Annotated in this window: 19 protein-coding genes and 2 pseudogenes; 9 read left to right on the forward strand and 12 right to left on the reverse strand. The window is 58.2% G+C overall.

Annotation, left to right across the window (positions count from 1 at the left end; translation table 11 throughout):
• Window positions 1-740, forward strand: a pseudogene (locus AC0L3O_RS19160) (transposase); the annotation flags it as partial.
• 27 nt (window positions 741-767) lie between these two features.
• On the opposite strand, the gene AC0L3O_RS19165 reads toward AC0L3O_RS19160, so the two are convergent.
• The 3 genes from AC0L3O_RS19165 to AC0L3O_RS19175 all read right to left on the reverse strand — a co-directional run bounded on the left by AC0L3O_RS19165 (window position 768) and on the right by AC0L3O_RS19175 (window position 4,019).
• The gene (locus AC0L3O_RS19165; RefSeq protein ID WP_473616294.1) at window positions 768-1,541 is read right to left on the reverse strand and encodes a TylF/MycF/NovP-related O-methyltransferase; all 774 of its coding nucleotides are present in this window, start codon (window positions 1,539-1,541) and stop codon (window positions 768-770) included.
• Between the two features lie 149 nt (window positions 1,542-1,690).
• Entirely contained in the window at window positions 1,691-2,974 is a 1,284-nt protein-coding gene (locus tag AC0L3O_RS19170) for a polysaccharide biosynthesis/export family protein (protein ID WP_473616394.1), read from the reverse strand.
• A gap of 178 nt (window positions 2,975-3,152) precedes the next feature.
• Complete coding sequence (locus AC0L3O_RS19175; RefSeq protein WP_473616295.1) at window positions 3,153-4,019, reverse strand: glycosyltransferase family 2 protein; 867 nt, start codon at window positions 4,017-4,019, stop codon at window positions 3,153-3,155.
• 342 nt (window positions 4,020-4,361) lie between these two features.
• Here AC0L3O_RS19175 and AC0L3O_RS19180 point away from each other — a divergent pair, with 342 nt between their 5' ends.
• Genes AC0L3O_RS19180 through AC0L3O_RS19195 form a run of 4 tightly spaced genes read left to right on the forward strand, consistent with a single transcriptional unit; the run spans window position 4,362 to window position 8,882 of the window.
• Window positions 4,362-5,645, forward strand: coding sequence for a glycosyltransferase (locus tag AC0L3O_RS19180; RefSeq protein WP_419697011.1), 1,284 nt, complete (start codon window positions 4,362-4,364; stop codon window positions 5,643-5,645).
• Window positions 5,642-6,862, forward strand: coding sequence for a class I SAM-dependent methyltransferase (locus AC0L3O_RS19185; RefSeq protein ID WP_473533776.1), 1,221 nt, complete (start codon window positions 5,642-5,644; stop codon window positions 6,860-6,862). Before AC0L3O_RS19180 ends, AC0L3O_RS19185 begins: the two co-directional genes overlap by 4 nt.
• 30 nt (window positions 6,863-6,892) lie before the next feature.
• Window positions 6,893-7,852 carry a glycosyltransferase family 2 protein gene (locus AC0L3O_RS19190; RefSeq protein WP_128245261.1) on the forward strand — a complete coding sequence of 320 codons (960 nt, stop codon included), beginning with the start codon at window positions 6,893-6,895 and terminating at the stop codon, window positions 7,850-7,852.
• Between the two features lie 40 nt (window positions 7,853-7,892).
• Window positions 7,893-8,882 (forward strand): hypothetical protein, encoded by a 990-nt coding sequence (locus tag AC0L3O_RS19195; protein ID WP_473616297.1) that lies wholly within the window; start codon window positions 7,893-7,895, stop codon window positions 8,880-8,882.
• On the opposite strand, the gene AC0L3O_RS19200 is transcribed toward AC0L3O_RS19195, so the two are convergent.
• The 5 genes from AC0L3O_RS19200 to AC0L3O_RS19220 all read right to left on the reverse strand — a co-directional run bounded on the left by AC0L3O_RS19200 (window position 8,843) and on the right by AC0L3O_RS19220 (window position 14,220).
• A complete protein-coding gene (locus AC0L3O_RS19200) occupies window positions 8,843-9,226 on the reverse strand; it encodes a Rossmann-fold NAD(P)-binding domain-containing protein (protein ID WP_128245262.1) in 384 nt (127 codons plus the stop codon). The two genes, AC0L3O_RS19195 and AC0L3O_RS19200, sit on opposite strands and share 40 nt — an antisense overlap.
• Window positions 9,223-9,369, reverse strand: coding sequence for a hypothetical protein (locus AC0L3O_RS19205; RefSeq protein ID WP_287061281.1), 147 nt, complete (start codon window positions 9,367-9,369; stop codon window positions 9,223-9,225). Before AC0L3O_RS19205 ends, AC0L3O_RS19200 begins: the two co-directional genes overlap by 4 nt.
• Window positions 9,370-9,527: 158 nt before the next feature.
• Window positions 9,528-10,973, reverse strand: coding sequence for a lipopolysaccharide biosynthesis protein (locus AC0L3O_RS19210; protein ID WP_473616298.1), 1,446 nt, complete (start codon window positions 10,971-10,973; stop codon window positions 9,528-9,530).
• Window positions 10,974-11,746: 773 nt separating this feature from the next.
• Window positions 11,747-12,970: a class I SAM-dependent methyltransferase gene (locus AC0L3O_RS19215; protein WP_473530618.1), complete on the reverse strand. Its 1,224-nt coding sequence runs from the start codon at window positions 12,968-12,970 to the stop codon at window positions 11,747-11,749.
• Window positions 12,967-14,220 (reverse strand): class I SAM-dependent methyltransferase, encoded by a 1,254-nt coding sequence (locus AC0L3O_RS19220; protein ID WP_287061278.1) that lies wholly within the window; start codon window positions 14,218-14,220, stop codon window positions 12,967-12,969. The genes AC0L3O_RS19215 and AC0L3O_RS19220 overlap by 4 nt, the downstream gene beginning before the upstream one ends.
• 409 nt (window positions 14,221-14,629) lie before the next feature.
• On the opposite strand from AC0L3O_RS19220, the gene AC0L3O_RS19225 reads away from it, so the two are divergent.
• Window positions 14,630-14,869: a PIG-L family deacetylase gene (locus AC0L3O_RS19225; protein ID WP_353817072.1), complete on the forward strand. Its 240-nt coding sequence runs from the start codon at window positions 14,630-14,632 to the stop codon at window positions 14,867-14,869.
• The gene (locus AC0L3O_RS19230) at window positions 14,800-17,613 is read left to right on the forward strand and encodes an FG-GAP-like repeat-containing protein (protein WP_473616299.1); all 2,814 of its coding nucleotides are present in this window, start codon (window positions 14,800-14,802) and stop codon (window positions 17,611-17,613) included. Before AC0L3O_RS19225 ends, AC0L3O_RS19230 begins: the two co-directional genes overlap by 70 nt.
• A 203-nt stretch (window positions 17,614-17,816) precedes the next feature.
• Here the strand turns inward: AC0L3O_RS19230 and AC0L3O_RS19235 are convergent, their stop codons facing one another.
• A complete protein-coding gene (locus AC0L3O_RS19235) occupies window positions 17,817-19,157 on the reverse strand; it encodes a nucleotide sugar dehydrogenase (RefSeq protein ID WP_287175395.1) in 1,341 nt (446 codons plus the stop codon).
• Between the two features lie 325 nt (window positions 19,158-19,482).
• Between AC0L3O_RS19235 and AC0L3O_RS19240 the strand changes: the two genes are divergently transcribed.
• Together AC0L3O_RS19240 and AC0L3O_RS19245 are read left to right on the forward strand one after the other, a co-directional pair.
• The gene (locus tag AC0L3O_RS19240; protein WP_473616301.1) at window positions 19,483-20,445 is read left to right on the forward strand and encodes an NAD-dependent epimerase/dehydratase family protein; all 963 of its coding nucleotides are present in this window, start codon (window positions 19,483-19,485) and stop codon (window positions 20,443-20,445) included.
• Window positions 20,446-20,468: 23 nt separating this feature from the next.
• Window positions 20,469-21,758 carry a glycosyltransferase family 4 protein gene (locus AC0L3O_RS19245; RefSeq protein WP_128245267.1) on the forward strand — a complete coding sequence of 430 codons (1,290 nt, stop codon included), beginning with the start codon at window positions 20,469-20,471 and terminating at the stop codon, window positions 21,756-21,758.
• An 803-nt stretch (window positions 21,759-22,561) separates the two neighbouring features.
• Here AC0L3O_RS19245 and AC0L3O_RS19250 read toward each other — a convergent pair.
• From AC0L3O_RS19250 to AC0L3O_RS19260, 3 genes and pseudogenes are all read right to left on the reverse strand, one after another.
• The gene (locus AC0L3O_RS19250) at window positions 22,562-23,617 is read right to left on the reverse strand and encodes an acyltransferase family protein (RefSeq protein WP_128245268.1); all 1,056 of its coding nucleotides are present in this window, start codon (window positions 23,615-23,617) and stop codon (window positions 22,562-22,564) included.
• Window positions 23,618-23,784: 167 nt separating this feature from the next.
• Window positions 23,785-24,030, reverse strand: a pseudogene (locus tag AC0L3O_RS19255) (IS630 family transposase); the annotation flags it as partial.
• Between the two features lie 280 nt (window positions 24,031-24,310).
• Window positions 24,311-24,487 carry a hypothetical protein gene (locus AC0L3O_RS19260; RefSeq protein ID WP_128245269.1) on the reverse strand — a complete coding sequence of 59 codons (177 nt, stop codon included), beginning with the start codon at window positions 24,485-24,487 and terminating at the stop codon, window positions 24,311-24,313.
• Window positions 24,488-24,499 lie beyond the last annotated feature (12 nt).

A 24,499-nucleotide genomic window follows, 5' to 3' on the forward strand; every position in this document is an offset into this window, starting at 1 on the left:
CGCTATGCCCACGCCAAGCAGTTCAAGCGGGCGAACAAGGCGCTGCGCAGGCTCAAGACCTATCTCGGCCGGACCATCCGCGACATCTCTCGCCAGATCGCCGGCGATGCGGGGCTGGACGCGCTCTTCAAATGGCCGCTCTACTAGGCGGCCACCGTTCTCGAGCAACGCCAGCGCCAGCGCGGCCGCAAGATCTACAGCCTGAACGCACACGAGGTAGAATGCATCGGCAAGGGCAAGGCGCATAGCCCTACGAGTTCGGGGTGAAGGTGTCGGTGGCCACCACGCTGTAGCGTTCCAAGGGTGGCCAGTTCGCCCTCCATGCAAAAGCACTGCCCGGCAATCCCTATGACGGCCACACGCTGGCAAGCGTCATCCCCGACATGGAAAAGACCATCGGCAACGAGATCGACCGCATCCTCGCCGACGCCGGCTATCGCGGCCACAACGCACCGCAGAGCCACAAGTTCAGGGTCTTCACCGCCGGCCAGAAGCGCCGCGTCACCCCAGCCATCAAGCGCCAGATGCGGCGGCGGTCGGCGGTCGAGCCCGTCATCGGCCACATCAAGAGCGAACACAGAATGGGCCGCAACTACCTCGCCGGCCAGCAGGGCGACGCCCTCAACGCCATCCTGGCCGCCGCCGGCTACAACTTCTCCCTCCTGCTCGGGTACCTGAAGGATTTTTTGTCGCTCTTGATCGCCCTGCTTCAACTTCGGTCGAAGTCGGTCGCCGCTTAGCGCCCGGATTGTTCACGGTCGACAGGCTCAGAGCTTTCGGAAGTATCCATGAGCTCCGAAACCCATAGTGCTATCGAATCCACCATACAAAAGCGCAACCTTTTCGGGTTTATCGCTAAGGAACTCGTCGCAGGCCTTCTTTACCCCCGGATAGAGATTGACTGAGTCGAACAATCCAGGATCACTGTAGTCGTCTATCAGACATGCAGCACCCTTTGATAGGCGAGGATACACATACTCCAAGCTGACCTTGACCGAGTCGTATAGGTCACCATCCAGATGCGCAAATGCAATTTTGTCCGGCAACTGTGTGGGAAGCGTATCTTCGAACCACCCCTGGTGAAGAATAGGCTGCCGAAGATTCAAACGCTTGAAGTTTGCCATGAGCGCATCCTTCGTAGTGGCCATGTCGCCCTTGTGAGCGTTGGCGTGGCCGTCTTCGGCACTGGCGTTCGGGAGACCTTCGAAGCTGTCATACAAGTGAAGGTTCCTGCTTGGATCGTAATGCTGAAGTATGCGTTGGAATACCACGGCTGACTTGCCTTCGTGGCATCCCAATTCACAGAAGTCTCCCGGTACGTTGTAGAAAAGCGCTGCGCCTGCCAAGTGATACATGTCCATTCTCTGTTCAACACTGGTCATCCAGCCCGTGCGAACAGGTGGTGCGAGGACGAGATTTATTCCAAGTTTTCGGAGAACCTTGTTGGCAAAGCGAACCGTCTGAGACTTGGATGGCTTCTGTTGAATCCATTCATCGAACGTGTTGGTCAAGAAGACGTTCGGTAGGTCAGTTGCTTGCATAGCGAAGTCTCTTTTCCTCTCAAAGAGCGCGATGGCGATAGAGCTATATAGTGCGTGTATTGGTCAAGGAAGTTACCTGATCTACATCAAGCAGTCGCGCGTTTCTACCTAATCCTTCTAGCAAGACCCGCCGGGAGGCTACGGAACGCCTACAGTTCGCCGGCGGTTTCTGCCTTGAGTTCTATTCCCGGCGCCTCGTGCCGCTCGGTCGATGTCAGGTCCAGCGCGCCCGTTTCATCCTCAGCCAGTGGTATTTCAACCTTGATCGTGTCTCCGGGCTCGACGGCACTCGTTTCGCCAGCTTGGATTTGCACTGTCGCACCATCCGCCGACGGCCGGAAAATCGTGTAGATCGGCGCAGCCAGCTCCGCATCAGTTCGGCGGGCAAGAAGGCTCGGGGCAGAAACCGCGGACTCGTACAATAGCCGCCTTGCCGTCTCTGTCTTGCTTTCGAGAGCATCGAGCTCAGCTTGCGTTTGACGCAGGTCGATCGTTACCTCATTTTTGCGCCCATCCTGGAGCTCGAGAATTGATATGTCAGTTTTGCTGATTTCCTGACGCCCACGCAGCAGACTGGTTTCCGCCGACAACCTCTCGCTCTGCGCCTGGGCAAGGGCCCGCTCTAGAGAAAACTCGCGCGGGGCCGCCGCAAGGCCTTTGACGACAAGCGCCGAAACCGCTGTCAACTCTTTCTGGATTGAGCCGATTTGCTTGTCGAGGAAAACGAGTTGCGCTTCCAGCGAGGCAAGTTCCTTCTGGAGGAACTCGCGCAGTCCATGAAGCGCCCTGACCTGAGTGTCCAATCCCTCGCTGCGCGCCTGGAAGATCAGGCGCTCCTGCTTCAAGAGCATCGCAAAGACGTCGTCTTGAATGCGGGAGGTCAATTGGGCCGGAAACTGAATGTCGCTGGCATGCGAGAGTTCCGCCTCGAGTCGTGCCTTGCGAGCGATGAGACTGGCCTCGTTCAGTCTGAGCAGGCTCACATCCCCTTCGCCCTGGATCACTTCGCGCTCGAACCTGGTGTCCCTGTCCTCTCGAGTCCGCAACCCGCCCGCGATGCTCAATGCCTGCAACACGGTCAGCCCAGGCCGGTATGCGAATTCTCCCGACTGCGTCACCTTGCCGACAACATAGAACGGTCGGAACTGGACGATTTCCACCGCCGTATTCGGTTTTCGGGCAAGGCCGGTACTTTTCATGAGGCTGTCGCCGATCGAGTTTGCGATCTCACCGGTGGTGAGTCCGGCGGCCTTGATTTCGCCGACCAGCGGTAGCGAAACGGAGCCATTGGGACCGACCGTGTACTCGTCGTTGAGAGCATCCCAGCCAAAAATCTTGTCGCGTGACGCACGCCATTCGTAGACCTTGACGCGGAGCTTGTCCTGCGGACCGAGCACATACTCTTTGTCGTTTGCAGCCGAGGCACCCAACATGCCGGCCAGGGATATCCCCGCATACACCACGACGTGGAGAATGCGCCAACCTTTGCGCTGAGCCGACAACTGGCCCAGGCGCCGAACTCGATGATTTGAGCGAGCGTCGCTGTCGACTGAAAAGGGCAGTTCCTGGAGCATCTCTTACCTCTGCACTAGATCTTCTCTTACCTCTGCACTAGATCTTCAGAATATACTCGGGCTCCACCCGGCCCCTTGCCACATGTGAAAGGGCCAGGAGATTGCCGCGCAGACGCCCTCGCCGGTCGACGTAGGATTCCGGCCAGAGGCTGCGCATGAGATTGGCGAGCAGATTTTTGCCCATCAATCTAAGTGCGAAAGTCGATGGGACGGTGCCTTTGCGGACGAGGTAGATCGGATTCGCCACTTGGGAATAGCCGAAACGGATGCCGTTTACGCGACCGCTCTTGATGCCGAGGTGAACCCCGCGGATCGACGGCAAACGGACGACCCGCCCTCTGGCTCTCAACTGGCTGGTGAAATCAACGTCTTCCTGCCAGCCATAGAGCGCAAGCCGTTCGTCGAAGCGCAGGCCGTTGATGAATGCGGCCCTGATCGACATGTTGCATCCATAGGCGCTGAGTTGATCCACCCCACGCGATTCAGTCGCAGGGCCGGCCTCGCGAAGCGCCTGGATGCCCTCGTCCCATGTGAGCCCTGCGGTTGTCGCGCCGTCCTTAAGCACGTATCCCGTCATCACTGCCCAGTCGGGCTGCTGCTTGAACGCCTTCGATACGCCTTCGAGGTAGTCGTCCGCCGGAATGAAATCGTCGTCGAAAAAGGTGATTATGTCGAAACGGTCGCCTGCGACGTCGAGGGCGATGTTGCGCTGCGCCGGCAAGCCGGTCCTTCCGACGACGCGCGATACGGGAAACCGGCAAACCGTGTTACCGGGAATATGGCTGGCGTCGGGGGCCGACAGTATCACGGCGTCAGGGAGCAGGGTCTGTCGCTCAAGCTGTGCGAGAAGCCGAGCCACTTGTTCCTTGCGACCAAACGTTGCGACGATCACCACCACTTTCATCGACGATCAACTCTCCTCGCGAGCAATGGATTACAGATACGGCGTGCGACCACTGCTTGCGAAGTGAGCGCGCTGTGATCCTAATCCGCCGGCCGCGCCGATACAGCCTGCGCATAAGGTTAGCGTTGAGGCCTGCTTAGGCCCATCGAAGTAGTAGACGTACCTCGTTGGAGTACATCCGGCCTCGGGAGGGTGCGGCGCTTAACCCGATAGGCAACTTGTTTGGACGGGACGGACGGCACACAGTCGCTGAGCATCCGGGCAACAAGAATTCCGGAAAAGGTGCCAACATTCCGTGAGGGGCAAAGCATGCGCCATGTGCGACAGCCGAAAGCAACCACTATGGTGGGCCGTGATGCCAAACATTTGCGATCCATCAGCAAGACGCCATTTGCCGCGATAGACCGCAACGCCCGCATCGCCGTCGTGCATGATTGGTGCCCCAACTTTCGGGGAGGGGAGCAGGTCCTTGCTCGTATCTGCAAGACTTTTCCAAGAGCCGAGGTCTTCACCCTCTTTGATTTTCTCCCGAAGGAAATCAAGGAAGAGTATTTTCCAGGCGTAATTTTCCACGTTTCCGGCATGAATCGACTTCCGTTCGTGGAAAAGTACTACAGGTCACTTTTCTTTCTCTGTCCGTTTATGATCGAACAATTTGATGTCACGGGTTATGACGCGGTAATTTCCTCTTCGGCCGCATTCTCTCGAGGCGTTCTGACTCGCCCAGACCAACTACACCTGTGCTATGTGCACAGTCCGGTGCGGTATGCGTGGGACGAACAATTCTCCTATTTGCAGCAAGCCGGCCTGGGATTTGGACCAAAAGGTCTAGCCTTTCGTTACATGCTTCACAGGCTGCGGACCTGGGACACCCGAACGGCACATGGTCCTGACCTGATGCTGGCAAACTCGAATTATGTCCGCTCTCGAATCGAACGGATTTACGGCCGCGACGCGCGGGTAGTCCATCCGCCGGTCGCCATCGAGGATCTTAAATTCGTGGTCAACAAGGATGACTACTACGTCACGGCCGCGTTCCACGCCCCGTATAAGCGTACGGATCTGATAATCGAGGCGTTCAGCAAAACGCCGTCGCGTCGCCTGGTTGTTGTAGGCGACGAAGTACAATCCAAGCATCTGCGATCGCTTGCCGGCTCCAACATAGTCTTCACCGGTTATCTGCCGCGGCATGAATACATCGAAAAAATCGCCAATGCTCGTGCGATGGTGTTCGCTGGATGCGAGGATTTCGGGATAACGCTTGCCGAGGCCCAAGCGTGTGGTACTCCATTGATCGCCTTCGGCCGCGGAGGTGCGCGCGACATTGTCCGGCCGCTTGGCGAGAGCGCCCATCCGACAGGTGTGCTCTTCGACCGTCAGGCCGTCGATTCCGTAGCTGGGGCCATTGATCTATTCGAGAAAAATGCACTGTCCATTACGCCGCACGCCTGTCGCATGAACGCGACCCGGTTCTCCGAGGAAAGATTCGACCTGGCGATTCTCGACGCCCTTGGCCTGGCCCAGTCTGTCCAACTCGCTCGCGCAACCGAGTACAATGAACTCTTCGGAGCTGAGAGCTCGACGCGCGATATAACCGGTTCACTTGTCGAGCCAATTTTACAATGAACTCATTTGACCTTCACATGGCAAGTAACAGCAAAACGCTTCGATCGGCCGTGTGCCCGTGCTGCTCGGCGCCAGTCAGCCGGTCGATCTACCGGGTCGAAGCCATCCCGGTGCATAGTTGCGTCCTGCTTAACTCGGCCCAAGAAGCCCATGCCTTTCCTCGTCGCGACCTTGACCTCGCATTCTGCGAAGCATGCGGGTTCATATTCAACAAGGCCTTTGACGAGACGATCATGGGGTACTCCACCAACTTCGAGGAATCCCAGCATTTTTCCAGCACCTTCAACAATTTCGCGAAGGGACTTGCACGCGAGATTGCACAAAAATGTGCGATAGCCGGCAAGCACGTGTTAGAGATCGGCTGCGGCAAGGGTGAATTTCTCCGCGAACTTTGCATGACGGCCGGCGCCACCGGGCTCGGCATCGATCCAGCTTATCGAGCCGACAAAGGCCGTAATGACGAGTACGGCGACGTCAAGATCATCGTCGATTTTTTCGGACCGGACTACCAGCATCTCCAGGCGGATACGGTCCTCTGTCGCCACACGCTCGAACACGTAAGCTCGGTGTCGAGTTTCGTGCGGCTGATCCGCAAGATGATCGGCAAGAGGACCCAGGATTGGGCGGTCTTCGAGACGCCGGATGCAAAACGTGTGCTCGTGGAGAGCGCGTTCTGGGACATTTACTACGAGCATTGCTCCTATTTCAGTCCTGGCGCGCACGCACGCCTGTTTCGCCAGGAAGGTTTCGACGTTACCGATCTGGAGCTCGTCTACGACAACCAGTACATCGTTCAGTACGCCCGGCCGTCAGCCGGCCGGACGACGCCGAGACTACCGCTCGAGCACGATCTGGAAGTGATGCACCGTTTGGCGGAAACCTTTCCCGCCCGCGTGCGAGCCGCTCAGACTTGCTGGCAGGAGCGCATTCGCGCCGCGCACGCCGCCGGCCGGCGGGTCGTCCTGTGGGGTGGCGGCTCCAAGGCAGTGTCGTTCCTGACGACCTTGCAGCTTGGAGACGAAGTCTGGGCAGCAGTCGACATCAACCCCTACAAGCAAGGCAAGTTTACGCCCGGAACCGGGCACCCGGTCATCGCGCCAAGCGACTTGTTGGACGCTCCCCCTGATCTCGTCATCGTCATGAACCCGATATACCTGAATGAAGTGACGCAATCCTTGATTGCGCTGGACCTTCGAGCGGAAGTCGTCGCGGTCTGATTGCGCTCTCTCGTCAAAGAAGAACCCGAAATGGAACGTCCTAAGTCGCCGCAAGTGTCCCTTGGTATGCCGGTCTACAACGGCGAGAATTTCGTCGCCGAAGCGATCCGGTCGATCCTCGAGCAGGACTTCGGTGATTTCGAACTCGTCATCACCGACAACGCTTCGACGGATAGAACAGCCGATATATGTCTGGAATTCGCGAGGCTGGACAAGCGCGTCCGTTATGTCCGAAACGCGCGCAATTTGGGCGCCGGTGCCAATTTCAATCGAGCTTTCCAGCTGAGCACAGGCGAATATTTCAAATGGTGCGCGCACGATGACCTCTTGAGCGGTGGTTTCTTGACAGACTGCGTGCGTGCGCTTGACGCGAATGCCCGCCACGTTATTGCCTACCCGCGCCTGCTGGGAATCGACGAGACAGGGCAGCTCACTTCCTATGTCGAAAGGGTGCTGCCGGACATGGAAGGACCGTGGCCCGCATCCCGCTTCCGGTTGATGGTTGCTGCGCACGGTTGGGATGCTGCGATGTTCGGCCTTTGGCGTCGGGAATCCTTAGCCAAGACGACATTGCACGAGCCCTACTACGGCTCCGATTGTGCGCTTCTGGCCGAGATGGCTCTTCTCGGGACGTTTGTTCATGCGCCCAACGCGATACTGTACAGCCGTGACCATCCGACGCGCTCGGTGCGGTTGCCAAGCTCCGAGCGATTGGCTTGGCAAAATCCTGGTGACTCCGCGGCGAATGCCTTTGAATTGTCGAGGCGGCTAAAACACCTCGTCGCAATTGCCTATCGGCACAGGCGCACAGCACCGTTGGGCATGACACTGCTTCATCTGGTTGCGTGGATCTTGGATCCGCTGCTTATCGCAAGATTGTTCCTGGAACTTGTAGGCGCCATATCTCCGCAGCTTCGTACCAAGCTCCGCGGCGCCGGCCTGGGAGCGCTGAAACGCATTCATGCCGTGTCAAACCGATCGCCTGGCTAGAAACGAGTGATCTGGTGCGACGCCCGTCGGGAGGCTTTGTATGAACCTTCGCCAAGTCACGCCCGCGGCCTCAACAGTGTCAGCCTTCCGAAAATTGCCGGAAGGCTCGGGCAAGAGAAATCTGGTGATCGTCCGGGCGGGGCGTAGCTCTTTGCATGCCGGCTGGACTGAGGGGGCGGGCGACGCCGACTTCGATCTTCTCGTCGCCGCCTACGAGGCTGGCGTCTCCCATGGACAGGACGAGTTCAGCGTATTTCTCCCGGGGCGCAAGATCGCCGGCTATCATGCCTTGTTTCAATGCTACCCTGAAATTGTGACGCGATATGATCTCATTGCACTGATCGACGATGACATCGAGACGACGAAGCTGGACTTGAATCGTCTGTTCGCCATAGGCCGCCGCTATAAACTTGATCTGTTTCAGCCAGCACTGTCTTGGGACAGCTATTTCTCCTACGCAGCGACGCTTGTCATCGGCAAGCGATATTTATTACGATATACCAACACGGTCGAGATGATGTGCCCGGTGTTCAGCGCCAGGTGCCTGCAAGCGGCATTCAAATTGTTCGGGCTCGGCTACGAGACGGGAATAGACCTTCTTTGGACCCGCCTGACTGACATGCCTTGGTTGCGGTACGCCATCGTTGACGATGTCGTTGTGAGACACACGCGGCCCGTCGGGACAACAAAGTCGCTTCAAGGTTTCGCCGCCAACGAGCGTTATGACGTGCAGGTTGATGCTGTGCTGAAGAGGTTCGGCGCTGCGTTTCGCGGGTTCGTAACCTATGCAGCGGTGGACCGGCGCGGGCAGCTCATCCGGTCTCGCTTTCTGATCGGCCTTAACTCGCTGTCCCTTTGGCGAGCGCTGCCCAAGACGCCACTTAGATGGCCGCAGTTTATGCGCCGCTCGACCGACTATACGCGACACTGCTGGCTGAGGCCGGTCAACCTGCAACGGATCGACGTCGAAGGAGTGGTTAAGTCAGGCCGTCAGCCGCAAAGTCTGGGTCGCCGGCTCAGGCAACGATGATATCGGGCGCGAGACCAAGCTTGTGTGCCGCCTGGGCAACTTCGTCTCGATAGAGCGGTCATCACGATGATTGACCGTACGGGTCGGCCGCGCAGGCTCTCCGGCCCAACCACAGCTGTGCCTGTGCCTGGAGCAAAGCGCTCTTGCTTGTGCGGGTTGACGTCGACCAGAGCGCTTATCCGCGCGCCCTCGGGAACGACGTTGACGAAAGTGATACCGTTTGATCCCGCACCCCAGGCAAGGTAATGGGTAATCGCGCCACCAGGCGACTTTGTCGCGATAGTTTTGGTCGAAGCGGCGGACCAACGTATCAATCCTTCCAGTCTTGAAAGACCAGCGGTCATCCCGGTTTCGGGAGGCTTGCTTCGATGAAGAGGTACTGGTCACGGTCGCGTCCCCACAGGTGGTGTAGCTCGGCGGTAGCGACGCCGCTCGCGAGCGCGCCCTCGATAGCGCTGTTGCGATCGAGCGGCTTTGCGGTGGTCATCGACAGAACTTGCGCGCGCTCGAGGAGAAGACTCCGGATTCCGATCTCTTGCGCGAGATGATTGGCTTTGCCGCCGAGAGGTTGGGGGCGCCACCGGCGCTGGCTGGAAGGGCTCCTATTTCCCCGGGGTTCTTCTACAGGTCGCGCCCGACACCAAACTAGCCGCGAAGCCTGAGGAACAAGTCTCGCGCATTGAACAGGTCAGAGCGCACCAGCACGAAGAGAGCCGTACAATAGACAGCGGCTCCAAGGACAATTGCGCTAATAAGAAGCGTCTCCTGTGAGGCGTGCTCAGGCGCGCTGCTTAGCCACGCGCTGACGGCGCCGAACATCAGGAGGGCGGCGAGAGCCAGTCGTGGGAAGATCTCAAGGGGTCTCAGCACGTCGATACGCGCGATGCGCTGAGCGTAGAAGAGGAAGATTGGTAGGAGGACCAGGCCGCAGGCTACGAGCGCCACCATTGTCATCTCGAGGCTGATCTGCGCAGTGACGGACAACAGCATCGTTGCGACAACAGAGTAGGCTATGTTCAACTTCAGGATCAACCTGGAGTGACCCATTGCAAGGATCGTAAACGCGCAGAGGCTGTCAATCGTGCGTTGCAGGCCCAGCAGCATGAGAATCTGGACAGCGACGACCCCGCTGGCCCATTGCGGGCCGAAGATAAAGGGAACCGCGATCGGTGCGATCGCGGCAAATCCGATGAATGCAGGAAACCCCGCTAGCCCGGCGATGCGGACGGTCGTGTTGAAGAAGCGGTCGATCTTTTCGGGTTGATCTTGAATCCGTGCCACGGTGGGCATAGTGACAGCCATCAGCGGACTGAGGAATACTTGCACCAGAAGGTCGAGCGGACGACGGGCGAGAGCATAGACTCCGACCGCGTGGGGGCCGAGGAACGTACCGAGTAGGACCTTTGGAATTTCCTCATTCAAAAAACTCCAAAAAGTCTGGACGATAAGCGGGCCACCAAATCCTAATAGGTCACGAACCTTTGCGTAGGAGAAGGTCAGACGGGGTCGCCAAGAACTGCCAACGAGCAGGACAGCGGTTTCCACAGCCGCTTTTGCAAGGTGCATCCAAATCATGCTCCATACGCCGAAACCGCCTATTGCCAAGACGATGCCGAGTGTGCCGCCGACGACGGTGCCGGCAAGCGTACGCAACGCGAACAAGCGGAACTCGAGTTGGCGCTTCAACACAGCCGCAGGTACCGACGAGAGGGCCTGGATTACGACGACCACGCTGCTCCAGCGGATGAGATCTTCGAGAATGGGCTGTCCGAACGCTGCAGCAATCAAACCGGCAGACATCCAGATGAGCCCGCTAATCACCGCGCCGCTCGCGGCGAGAAGCCAGAAGGCCGAGTCAAAGTGTAAGGACTCAATTTTAGGATGCTGAATGAGTGCCTCCGGTATTCCGGTCGTGACCGGAACAGCAAGAATGACGGGTACAACCATGGAGAGGGCGGCGAGGCCGAATGCTTCAGGTCCGAGGTGCCTGGCCAATACGACAAAAACGGCAAACATGGCTGCTTGCCGCCCCCATGTTTCGACTGCTGTCCAAGCTGCGCCGGTGACAATCTTCGCGCCGATCGATGTCATCGCATGTCTCTTTGCCCGTTGGAGGACGGAACTGCGACTTTCGATCGCGCAGTCAAGGCTTTCCGTCGTCGTCTCACAGCTGCGCCGCTAGCGATCTGGCCTGGTCTACGTGAATAAAAAGGAGAGCCGTCGATCTCTCTCCGGCTACCGTTTATCGAGCTGGAACCTCGCGAACGCAGAGTTGTCGCGGGACACAGATGGCGTTTCGCATGCTTGCTCGTCATTCTATTCCACCACCCCACAAGCACGCATGGCTGAGGATGCTGTGGTTGGCGAGGAAGGATGGCTGCTTCCAGTTCTTATTGGTCATAGGCAGCTCCTCTGGAAATCCTCTTTGTAGCGCAATCAAATTAGGCGGTTATCGCTGCGGGCGCGTCGCTGGGATTCGAATTCGTTCGAGTGCATCTTGCCAAACCTTACGCCGGAGCGTGGGAACGTAAACGTCCCCAAACGACGTATGTCTTACGCCCCTCCGGGCAGTTTGGTGCAGCCCGATTACCGAGGGACCATCCCGCGTCCCACACGCCCATCCGCACAGGCGATCAAGAAGCGGGAGCTACCTCTTTCCGCGCTGGCTGATATTCAAGGGCAAACGAGGTGCCCGCGGCAATCAAAGTGAGAGCGCTCTCTGCCAGATTGTCGGGCTATAACGAGACGAGAAAGTCCGATGACCCTTGGTGGAATGGCCGTGTTGATCCCGACCGGCACGGTCATTGGAGTATCCCCTGCCAATCCCGTTCTGCGCTTCGTGCCGCCGCGGTTGAATTGAACTTTTATGCAACCACAATCTCCGGTGTGAAGCCGAGCTCCGCTACGAGACTGGTGATCTCCTCGCGGTAGAGCGGGTTCATGACGATGATTGATTCGACTGGCTGGCCGCGCAACGCCTCCGGAGCAAGGACCGGAGTGGCGGTTCCTGGGGCAAAGCGACCTTGCTTGTGCGGATTCACGTCGATGATCGCGCGGATCCGATCGGCGCCTGGCACCACGTTGACGAATGTAATGCCCTTCGATCCCCCTCCCCAGACGACGGTCTGCTGGGGATTGCGCCTCGCGATGTAACCACCCAATCGCTCGATCTTGTCGCGATAGGCGCGCTCGAAATCGCGGACGAGCATCTCGATCTCGCGGCTGTCAACGGAAGTAGTGTACTTGGGGGCAGCCGGCCGCGCCTCAATGTAAAGATATTGCTCGCCGAAAGACGTCCCTGCATCCAGCACTCGAAAGCCAGCTGTCTCGAACGCCGCGTTCAGCGAAGCGGGCGTGAAATAGGAGGCGTGCTCATAAATGAGGTCCCAGATTCCCATATCTCGGAGCGTGTAAAGGACATTCGGGACTTCAAAGAAGAACACCGTCTCCGGTCCGATGCCCGGATGGGCGCGAAGGGCGCGCAGGAATTTCACCGGCTCGGCGATATGTTCGAGAACCTGGCGGCATACCACCAGGTCCGGACGCAAATCCGCGTAGGAATCGCCGAACCAGTCGTTGATAAATCGTACGCCAGGGACCACCTCCCCCCGATTGTCCTCGAAGCTCTTGTCGAAACCGATTCCCTGCGCACCGCTGATCAAGCTGAGCCGCTTCAGGAAATCCCCCTTGCCGCATCCAATATCGACGATCGTCTTCCCGGAGAGCGCGTAGGTCCTGCTCAGGCGCTCGGCCAGTGTTTCAACAAACGCCACGAAACGGGGGGAGAAATGAAGCGAATTCTCGTAGCTTTGCGTATAACCAATGCGATTTTCCTCGAATGAGGCATTGAAGACGTGCGTGCAGCCGAGGCAGAAGGTAGTCGCAAATCTGCCGGTCTGTGCCGCGCGCGCCGATGCCGCGTCCGCACAAAGCGCGTTGCAGAGCAGGGGCAACGCTTCGAATAGCACCGAATTGAGCAGATTTCGCTGACCGCAGACCAAGCAATCGGTTCGAATGGAACCCGCCGACTGCGTCGGTCCGTCGGCTTTCAGGCAAGCCATTTGCGCGCGGTCCGCCTGTTTTGTCATATGATTCTCGGCGTTGGGACGGGGAGGATGAATTTTCCGCCGCGTGCACGATACTCGGCCTGTTGATCGAGAATTTCGTCTACGAAATTCCAAGCAAGGAGAAGGACGTAATCGGGTTGCACCTCGAGAAGCGCTTCAGTCGAGCGGATCGGCAGGCGCTGTCCGGGCATATATTTGTTGTGTTTATGGACGTTGCGATCCACGACGAAGTCCACGAGGTCGCACCCGATGCCGACGGTGTTAATCAGCGTTGCTCCCTTGGCTGCCGCTCCATAGGCGGCAATCGTGGCACCCTGCGACTTTAACCGGCGCAAGAGCGTGGAAAGGTCGCGCTTCAGCGCGTCGACCTTGGTGGAGAAATCGCGGAAATAGCCGATTGCATCGATCCCGCGCGAGGCCTCATGGGCAAGTTGTTCCTTTACTGTCGCACCCACGTTCTCGCGCGTTTCCACGTAAAGGCGCAGCGAACCGCCGTGGATTGAAAGGTGCTTGACCTCGTTGAGGTAAAGCCCGTGACGGCGAAACAGCTTGTCCAGTGCAGTAACTGAAAAATAGCAAAGATGCTCGTGATAGATCGTGTCGAACTCACAATGTTCGATCAAAGGTTCGACATAGGGTGCCTCGATAACCGCCACACCGTCATCCTTGAGAAGTCGGGCAATTCCTGCCACAAATCCGTTGGTGTCGGCCACGTGGGCGAGCACGTTATTGGCATGGACAATGTCCGCGCGCATGCCTTGCGCGCGCAGCGTTTCAGCGAGATCGCGGGTGAAGAACGCACAGCGCGTGGGCACGCCGACCCTCTCGGCAGCGGCGGCAGGTCCGTCGGCGGGATCAATTCCGAGCACCCGGATTCCCGCTTCGACGTAGTTCTTCAGCAGATAACCATCATTGCTCGCCAATTCGATGACAAGGCTCTCCGGGCCAAGACCGCGGCGGTTGATCAGATCAAGCGCATTCGCACGCGAATGCTTCAAGAGAGCAGGGGAGAAAGAAGAATAATATGGATAAGAATCGGCAAAAAGGATTATCGGATTCACCGTCTCGGTGATCTGGACGAGGCTGCAGTCTTTGCAGAACGCGACGCGCAGCGGAAAAATGGGCTCCGGTTCGCTGATGTCGCTGCTGGTGAGAAGGCGATCGGCCAGTGGCGTTTTACCGAACTCGAGAAACGTCTCAATGCCACTTCCACCGCAAGATCGGCAGGCCCGCTCGGTCACCGACTTCGCATCTAGGCACATCATGTCCATATCGTCCCCCTTAGCCCTGCTCAGTCTGCTTTGGCCAGAACGGGAACGAGACCAGGTGCTCGTCCAGTTCGCAATCGCGGATCAGCTTTTTCACGTGGGCGATGCGCTTGAAGCGCTCCCCTCGAACTCTTCAAGCAAGAGACCAACAGTGCCGAATGCCTCGTGGAGCTGCGCGACGCCGCGTCGGCCGTCCATTGCGGCTTGAACGCGTGCAGGCTCTCGGTTTCCTCGGCCAGCCGTGTCCCAAATCCTCCCCCGAGGGTACCCACTTTCATAAAAGTCTTCCCCACCAACAGACACAGGCCTCGAACGCCAGTGAGTTCTGTTACCATGGGCGATCGGCGTTCAACAATGCGAGCGAACGGATGATGGAAGCGCACCAATGGGGATTAGGCGGACCTTCAGCACCATGCTTGCTAGTCAATTGCGACTGCGACTTAGGCCGTTTGAGGTAGGCGACTGGTCAGCGTCGGCTGTCGTTGTTGTGCCGCATCCGGATGATGAGATGCTGGGTTGCGGTGGCGTTGCGGCCAAAAAGATTGCCTCGGGTGCCCAGGTCCGTTTTGTTTTTTGTCACCGATGGCGCCGTCTCCTCACCGCGACCTTAGGCATCCTGAAACCTTGCGGACACGCGAGGCCGGAGCCATAGAAGCAGTGCATCGTCTGGGCGCATCCGAAAGTGTTACATTCTTACGCCTTCCAGGCGGGGCGGCCAATCATCACGTTCATGAGATAACAAATGCGGTCGTGTCGATGCTCAAATCATGGCGGCCGCGGAGCGTTTTCGTGAACTATGCAAAGGATCCGACTTCCGATCATGTCGCCGTCAATGCAGTAGTTCGCGCGGCGCTTCGTGCTTATGGTCGCCCTGTTGCGGTATTAGAGTATCCAGTCTGGATTGGTACCATTGCGTCGTCCACGCTCAATAGCCTCGCCTATCTTGGCGACGTTATCGGCATATCGCGGGAAGCGCTGGCGGCGCATGCGCGCAGATGCAGCGCCTGGAGAACCAAGATGAATGGCGGACGCTGTCGGACTTGTCAGGGGGAGATTTCGTCGGGCGGTCGCTGGCCGACTACGAAATGTTCACACGCTGCGAAATCAACATTTAGCATGTTCGGCCGCCTGATCGCGGTCCTGGTGATCGGGTACACCCTCGCAAGTTGCGAGGCCGCTCGGGGACAGGGGCCTCCCGAAGAAATTCTACAGTCGGGTCTTGTTTTTGAACGCAAAGAGATTGCCCCCTATTCAGGAGACGTAAAGCTTGTTGGCGATATAGACGGCGACAGTCGACTAGATTTCGTCCTTGGCGGCTTCCCCGAGGATGCGATGTCTTGGTGGCGGTGGCCCGATCTGGTTCACACCGTAATCGCGAGGCCTCGCGTCGAGTTCACCACCGACGGAGTGCTTGCCGACATCGACGGGGACGGTGATCCCGACATCGTCACGGCCGATGGGCCCGATGCTGTCAATCTCGTCTGGTTCGAGAACCCGCGGCCGAATGGTAACCCGACCCACGGTCCCAGCTGGAATCGTCGGGAAATCGGTGCAGTCGGCAGCTGGGGCAAAGACATCAAGGCGGCTGATTTCGACGGGGACGGCCTCGTTGATATCGTCGTTCGGGCGCCTGGCGAAGTGATGATTTTCTTCCAAGAAAGCCCCAACTCCTGGGCCCGCGTTGGCTTTTTCTTCAACCTTGGCGAAGAGGGAATGGCAATTGGTGATATTGACGGCGATGCTGATGTCGATCTCGTCCTGCACGGAGTATGGGCGTCGAATCCGGGCGCAGCGGCAGCACGCGACGCAGCACTATGGCGCAGCTATGAGCTTGGTCCGTTCAATCCTGCATTCAAGGCGCTCGTCACCGACCTTGACCAGGACGGCCGCGCCGACATTCTGACTTCAAGTTCCGAGCACACTGACGACGTCGCCTGGTTCCAGCCCCTCGCCGGACCGACGGGCCGCTGGATCCGCCATGTCATTCAGCCTTCTGTCGCGGGCGCCCATACGCTGCAGGCCGCCGACATGGACGGAGACGGGGACAACGATGTCGTTGTCGGGCAGATGCATACGACCGAGGAGCGCAAGCTCGCGATTCATTACAATGTCGACGGGCGAGGAACGCGCTGGGCCCGTCAAGTGATCGACGATGTGGGTCTCCACAACGGCGTCGTCGCCGATGTCGACAGGGACGGCGATTTTGACATCTATGGGGCGAACTGGGTGGGCAACCCGCCAGTCAGAGTGTGGATCAATCGGCTGGATCCGCCTGCATCGGTCCGCCTCGATCGCTGGACCTATCATCGTATCACGAACGGGCACGTCCGCTCCTTTGGGGTCGCTTTTTCCGCCATGGATGGTGATGATCTCACTGACATCATCTCGGGTCCGTTCTGGTACCGTCAACCGTCCGAAGCCTGGAACACAGAATGGGAACGGACACCGCTTCCCGAGGGTGTGGACGCGGTCGCAGCCCTGGATCTCGATGGTGACGGGCGCGGGGAGGTCATAGCACAGCGCGGCGAAGGCAGGGCTCTGCACCTGGTGTGGCTCCATGCCAAGGACATTGTAGCGCACCGCTTTGAAGAGCACGAGATCGGAGAGGTTCCCGCCGCCAGTCATGAGCTCGGCTCTCAGGGCCATGCCCTAGCCCAGGTCGTAAAAGGTGGGAAGCCGGAGCTGGCGGTCTCGAGTGGGGGTGGGGTTTTCTATTTTAAGATTCCTGACGATCCAACAGTCGAGCCATGGCCGCGCACCCGCATCTGCGCCGAAGCGTCTGATGAAGGGATCGCATTCGCCGATATCGATGGCGACGGTCTACTTGACCTTGTCGCCACGACCGGCGATGCAAAGACGGCCGCATGGTGGCGCAATCCAGGTGACGGCTCGCCAGACTGGGAGCTTCGGCATGTTGGAAAAGTTCCTGAAATGGTCTATCCCGACCGCGTCGCGGCCGCCGATCTTGATGGCGATGGACGTGCGGACATCGTCGTGACCGAGGAAAATGGCAATGCCGACAGCGCTAAGGCGTATTGGTGGCAAAACCCCGGCGACAGCTCCTCCGACTGGGAGCAACACGAAATCACCTCGCGCGGTTCCCTTAATAGCCTTTCAGTGTCCGATATGACTGGGGACGGCAGGCCGGATCTTATCATGGGCGAGCATCGCGGCGCACTTCGCCTCTCGAGCTGGCATAATCTGGGTGGGGGACGGTTCATCGAGCAGCTGGTCGGCGAAGGGATGGAAAGCCATCTCGGAGCAAGGACGGTCGACCTCGACGGTGACGGGGATCTCGACATTGTGTCGATCGCCTGGGACGCATTCGAAGCGATCCATGTCTGGCGGAATGACGCGGTCGGCAAGGATGCTGATGGCGACCAAAAGGCCCGCTGACGGTGGGAGCATCGGCCGGCGCAGCATGAACCGTAGCGAGCTCGGCCCGCTCCACCTGTTTACACGGCTGCGCCGGCGCTCATGCCTCGACGCTCAAGTCCGGGAAAATTGCGCTGCGCTGAATGAATTCAACCGCTCGGCGTGTTAAACTATTCGACGTTGTCGCTAGCAGGTTGACCAAGCCAGTGCGCAAGTCGGGACGCTCATGCCTTTACGACGTTGTCGGTGCGTGACTGACTGCGCGCACAAGCATTTCTGGTATCGAGCACCAGCTTTGCGTGCTTGGTGATGTTGTGCCAATCAATCGCATCATGATCTGTCGAGATGACAACGGCATCATACGATGCCAAACTGCTAGCGCAGATGTCCACAGAGGGGCGACCTGCCAGGTTGGCGTACTCTCTTGTTCCGGGTATCTCCGGTACGTAGGGGTCGTGGTAATCAACGACTGCCCCGCGTCGCTCCATGATGTCGATCAGCTTCAACGATGGGCTTTCTCGTGTGTCACCCACGTTTTTCTTGTAGGACATCCCGATCACCAAGATCCGCGAACCGCTCAGGCCGCGGCTCGCTCGCCGGTCCAAGGCCTCCACAAGGCGGTCAACCACATAATGCGGCATGTTCGTGTTGATTTCACCGGCAAGCTCAATGAAGCGTGTTGTTACTTCGTACTCTCTTGCCTTCCAGGTCAGGTAGAATGGGTCGATCGGGATGCAGTGCCCGCCGAGGCCGGGGCCTGGATAAAACGCCATATATCCGAACGGCTTGGTCTTGGCGGCTTCGATGACCTCCCAGACGTCGATGCCCATCCTGTCAAAAATCACCTTTAGCTCATTGACCAACGCAATGTTCACAGAGCGGAATATGTTCTCGGTCAGCTTCACAGCCTCTGCCGTTGCGGTGGAGGCAACGGGAACGGTTTGCACGATGATCTGATCATACAGTTCCTTTGCAACTTGTAGGGACGATGGATCGTCGGCGCCTATCACCTTTGCAACTGTGGCGGTGGTGTGTACGTCGTTGCCTGGGTCCACCCGTTCGGGCGAATAGGCGAGGAAAAAGTCCTTTCCCAGAGAAAGATTCGTCGCCTCGAGCAACGGCTGCACGACCTCCCGCGTCGTTCCTGGCCAGGTCGTCGACTCCAGAACGACAAGTTGACCAGGGCGCAGCCGCTCCGCGATCGCACGTGCGCTGTTTTCGACGAACGACAGGTTCGGCTCCCGGTTTTTGGTAAGCGGCGTTGGCACCGCTATCAAGATCGCGTCAGGTTCGCTTAGGTCGGCGAAATCGCTGGTGGCGCGAAACCGCTTGCTGTCGACAGCCACTTTGATGGCAGCACCAGGCAAATGATCTATGCCTGTTTCTCCGCGGTTAAGAAGTGCAACCCGAGACGCGTCGATGTCGAAACCGATGACTTTGAACCCCGCGTCCAGCGAGATCATGGCGAGCGGCAGGCCAACGTAGCCGAGGCCCATGATGCCAATGGTGTAGTCCCGCGTTCGGATGCGGTTAACCAGTTCCTGAAGATCTGGAGCAGTTTGCATGAGATGCTGGCAACTTTCGCTTCAATGTCGACAATAAAGGATCCCCTCAATTACCGCGGGGAAGCAGTTCACAGCAATCAGCAAAATGTATGCGCTTAGCCAGCCCCAGAGCTGAAAATAGCATGGATTGCACCATTGGGAGAACAGCCGAAATGCTTACCCCAAGCCACGTTGTCAAATAAACCTGGCGCTGCCACATTTAACTTTCAAGCGACGTCCTAAAGGATCTAGGAGCCACCTTCGCTCGCGAGATCGAAGATGTCGCGTTTGGCGAAGGGACGCACACTGCGTCAGACGATTAAACTGTTCGGTTGAGGTGGGGAATATGATGCAATCGATCCTGGTAACTGGTGGAGCGGGCAATATCGGCAGCGCCCTCACTCGCGCGTTGGTCAAGCTACCTCAGACCCAGGTGGTCGTCGCTGACAACCTGTCGACCGGAAGTCGAGACAAGGTACAAATAGACGCGGGCAATCTGACCGTAGTAAAGGCGGATGCGAACGATTTCGACGACATCTCGTCGTTGTTCTACCGCTTCCATTTCACCCACGTCTTCCACTTCGCAGCCGTGGTCGGTGTGCAGCGGACTTTGGCAAATCCGTTGCTCGTGCTGCGCGACATCACCGGTATCGAGAACGTGCTGAGGCTATGCAAGAACACCGGCGCCGAGCGTCTCTACTTCGCTTCGTCATCGGAGGTATATGGCGAGCCTTTCGAGATTCCTCAAAACGAGAGCACCACGCCGCTTAACTCTCGTCTGCCATATGCAGTGGTGAAGAATCTTGGAGAGGTCTATCTGCGCACTTTTCAGCGTGAGTTTGGACTGCCATTTACCATTTTTCGCTTCTTCAACACCTACGGACCACGTCAGAGCGAGGATTTCGTTCTGCCGCGATTTGTGCGTGCCGCCCAGCGCGGCGAGCCCCTGACGATTTACGGGGACGGTTCGCAGACCCGCACCTTCTGCTATGTCGACGACACGGTTGACGCTTGCATCGCGGTTCATCGAACGCGCGCGCACGAGAACGAAGTGATCAACGTGGGCAGCGACGTGGAAATGAGCATTCGACAGCTGGCCGAGTTTGTCATCGAAGTGCTGGGCTCGTCATCGAAGTTGGAATTCCGACCGCCCCTTGCGGAGGGCGACATGACGCGCCGCTGTCCTGACACGAACAAGATGAAGGCTATATTGAACCGTCCCCTGGTGCCGCTCGAAGAGGGCATTCGCCGCCTCGCCGACCACCTCTCCCGACCCGAAGACCGCCCTGCACTTAGAAGAGTCGCCTGAACGAGCTGACGGTGGGGAGTGACATGAAGCTCGTATACGTCGGTCAGCCGTACGATAGACTTTTTCCGCCTGTTCAAAACTCAATCGGTCTGATCGTCTACAATACGGCGCTGCGGCTCGGCGAAGGCCTGCAGATTACGCTCTATGGCAAGCATTATCGAGACGATACGGTGCCCGCGGACCTGCCGTTCGCGGTGCGGCGGGCTGCGGCGCGGCGCGACCGCGCGCTGCAGCGGATCATCCACCAGTTTCCGCGCCTGGCGCGCTGGCTGCGGCTGGATCGGAAGGCCGATGACCACTCGCAATATCGTAACAAGGTTCGTCGCTACCTCGCCGTCGATCAACCAGATATCGTCCATTTGATGAATTACTGGGCATGGTGCCGGGAACTGAAAGCAGCCAGCTCATCTCATCGGCTCGTGCTTGAGATGCAGTGTGAGTGGCTGTCACAGCGTGACCGCGATCAGGTGGCCCGTCAGCTCAAGGTGGTGGATGCTGTGGTCGCCGTCAGCGACCACATCGCAAGCACCTTTCGTTCTGCATTCCCGGACTATCCTGGCGTCGTTGCCACTGTCGGTAATGGCGTGGACGTTTCTTACTTTCGGCCGAGCGAGCAGCGGGCTTCCGCATCCACCAGAACCCGACATGTCATCCTGTTCGTTGGGCGGGTGTCGCCAGAGAAGGGGCTACACACACTGATCGAGGCCTTCAGTGAGGTTGCGACCAGGTTCGCGGACGTGGAACTTCGGATCGCAGGGCCGCATTCTCCGCTCCCGGCGGACTTCCTGACCAGCCTCTCGTCGGATCCGCGGGTTACCGCGTTGAGCCGTTTCTACGATCGCTGGGGCAATTGCAAATATCGGGAACACTTAGAAGAACTCATCGAGAGCCACGGGTTACGTGATCGAGTTCACTTCGTGGGCAACGTGCCCCACAAGAACCTCGTAGCGACGTACCATGAGGCCGACATTGTGGTGAATCCGTCACTCAGCGAGAGCTTCGGAATATCGGTCGTGGAGGGCATGGCCTGCGGGATACCGGTGGTTGGAACGCGCGTGGGCGGGATGTGTGAATCCATTCTAGCTGGCAGCACCGGGATGCTGGTCGAAGTCGATGCTCCTGGCGAACTCGCCCAGGCATTGATCACGATGCTGGAGGATACCGTCCGGGCAAGCGAAATGGGAAACGAGGGGCGCAAGCGTGCCGTCGAGCTGTATTCGTGGGAGGCGCGCGCAGAACGGCTCAAGTCCGTCTATCAGAAACTGCGCCCAGGCACGCGGATCCATGTTTCCACAAAGATCGTGAGCCATTGAGCCTTAGCGGTGGGCGGCGATCGCCAAGTGCCTCGCAGCTTGTAGGCCGATGTGATGCTCATGCGGCGACCCTCAGTGTAGCGCTCAACCCAGTGAGCGTATCGGTCTACGGCCAACCCATGTCGGATTGAAATAAATAGGCCCGTCAGGCCCCGCCGTTCTCTTCCGTAACGGGCGTCAGGGGCACCCAGCCCAAAGGGCGGAGAGAGGCCGAGTGAACCTGGCTGTAACGCTCCGCAATCTGTTCTCCAGATCGCAACGCATTGCTGGTGGCGAGGCGGGTGGCCTCAGGATCGTAACGAGAGGCGCGACCCAGATTTTGAGCGGGGCGCCTACGAGCCGCCGGTCCAGCAGCTACTTGCATCGAACCTGAACGCAGGTGACGTTGTCTACGACATCGATTGCGGCGCGCCCGCGTGGGGGGCGGCAGGGCGCGCCTACGCATCTGAACCGGTGCGCAAAGCGGTGCCGCGATTGAGCAGAGCGCTCGGCCCAACAGGTCGACACCATCTGCGTGTTCGCCGAAGCGGTCGGTCCTAAGTGCGCACCGCCCACAGGTGATCTATGAACTCGACGACGCCAGGCGCGAGGGGCTTCAGCTGAAGGTCCCGGGCGATCGCGTCGTTTATGGCATCGATGGACTATGGGTAACCATTCTGCCCGCCTCCTACGCCAATGGGAACCGGCACGTCGAGCATGTGATGGCGGTCCGGCGAGCGAAACCGCGTCTATCCGACGGGCGGAGCCGTCGCCTTCGACCGAGGTCGTCTTCAAACATGGGCACCGGCCCAACGACAGCCGAACTATGCAGTGCGGAGGATCGGCAGCCGCATATGGATCGCGCGTTTCTCAACAAGATGCCAGCTGAGAAAGCCCGCGCAGACTGCTATAGGCAAGGTCAAGATCGTTAGCTGCGTAGGCGTGATTGCCGGAACATACATGATCAGTAGCTTCTGAATCGGCCATGCGTAGAGATACACGCCGTACGATATGTCATTCCTTCGGTTAATCGAATTTAAGACGCTGTTCTCGTTTAGAAACGCCAAATACAGGACCAGATAACCTCCAAACACGCCCACTGCGAGGGGCGCCAGCCGTTCCGAGCACATCCCGCCTATGAGAAGGAAACAGCACAAAAGCGCTACCCGATTGCTCCTCCTCACATTCTCCTTGAGCAGCTGAAACAACGCCCCAATGGAAAATATCATCGTAAAACGTACGGCATCGTCCACGTTACCGATGGGCTCAAAGTTTCCAAGGTCGTAGCGAAAGTAGACACCCTGCGAAATGGAACTAACGAGGATTATGGCCAGTGACATTGACATGATCGAAAAGACAAGAGTAACGCGACCGAGACAGAATACCACAATTGCCACAAGCACATAACAGCGAAACTCGTATGCAATAGTCCATAGTGATCCATTAACATCTGGTGCATGGGACCCGGCAAACGCCGATCCTACCTGCGCCGGATTCAGCAAGAGCGCCATTTTGGAAAGCTTAGCCGCCCACTGGCTCGGAGATAGTTCATCAAAGTCACCACCTCCCAGCCAGAATACCAGGCTAATGCTGATCAAGTATGCCACAAAAAATCCAGGAACTATACGAAGTACACGTCTGGACATGAAGGCGTAGATGCTGCTTCGCATCGCGCTGTCGAGCACGAGGAATCCACTAATGAAGAAAAATCCGTAAACAGCTACCTGGCCGGAGGTCAATGTACCGAAGATGTTCTTCAGCACCTCGCGATTCGAGTTCCCATCTATAAGTTCCGGCGAGTGGGATATAATAACAAGCGACGCAAAGAATAGCCGGAAGAAGCTTAGAGCGTTGGGCCTTCGTAAGTCGAAATCACTCATTTGATAGCCTTCGAGAAGTGATCTCTTGCGTCGGGCATTGCGATCTCAGCAAGGAGACCAGTTTTTGGGCAGAGCGCGTCAAAGTGAGCTTAGAGGCCGCCGATGGGCATTGTAAGTTCGTCCTTTGAGAGCCGAATTCATCCTTTCGAAGGTACGTGCCTCACGACCTAGTGGATTGATTCCAACGTTTGGAACCTGCGGTTTCGGGCGGCGATGATGTCATCGGGGTTGGCTTTCCAGATGAATGGTCGCGGGTTCTCGGCATTGTATTCGCAGATGAAGCGGTTAATGGCGGCCTGAAGATCGACAACGGAATGGAAGACGCCGTGCTTGAGCCTGCGCCGGGTGGGTCTGGCGAAGAAGCCCTCGACGGCGTTGAGCCAAGAGCAGGATGTTGGGGTGAAATGGACGCGGCGGCGCAGCATCTTCGCTGCCATCTGACGCAGACGACTGCAAGACTTCTTTCCGTTCCGACAAAGGATCAATTCGCAACATATTGCTGTGGCGAGGCGGTGGCGTCGGGATCGTAACGCGACGCGGCGACCGGATTTTGCGCGACGCATCCAGAAAACCGGCGAAAGCCGGCGTATGGCTGGTCGGAGTTCGAGACCCTGACGGCGCGCGGGTCGGGAAGAGCCGGCTTCGGGAAAGCCGCACGCCCGGATCTCTGAGGGCGAAAGCCGAATTGCTGACCTACTCGACCACGACCACACTGAGCGGAAAGACAGGCTCGTCCTCGCCGTCGTCGACCTTGAGGGAAAGCCGATCGGCAAAGGGCGTCGTGCCGAGCTTCAGGAAAGTGTCGATGTGACTTCCGCCGCAGGAGCGGCAAACCTGCTCGGTTACAGAGGCTGCACCAGCAATCATCATGGCCATGGCTCC

Source organism: Mesorhizobium sp. WSM4810 (assembly GCF_055811235.1).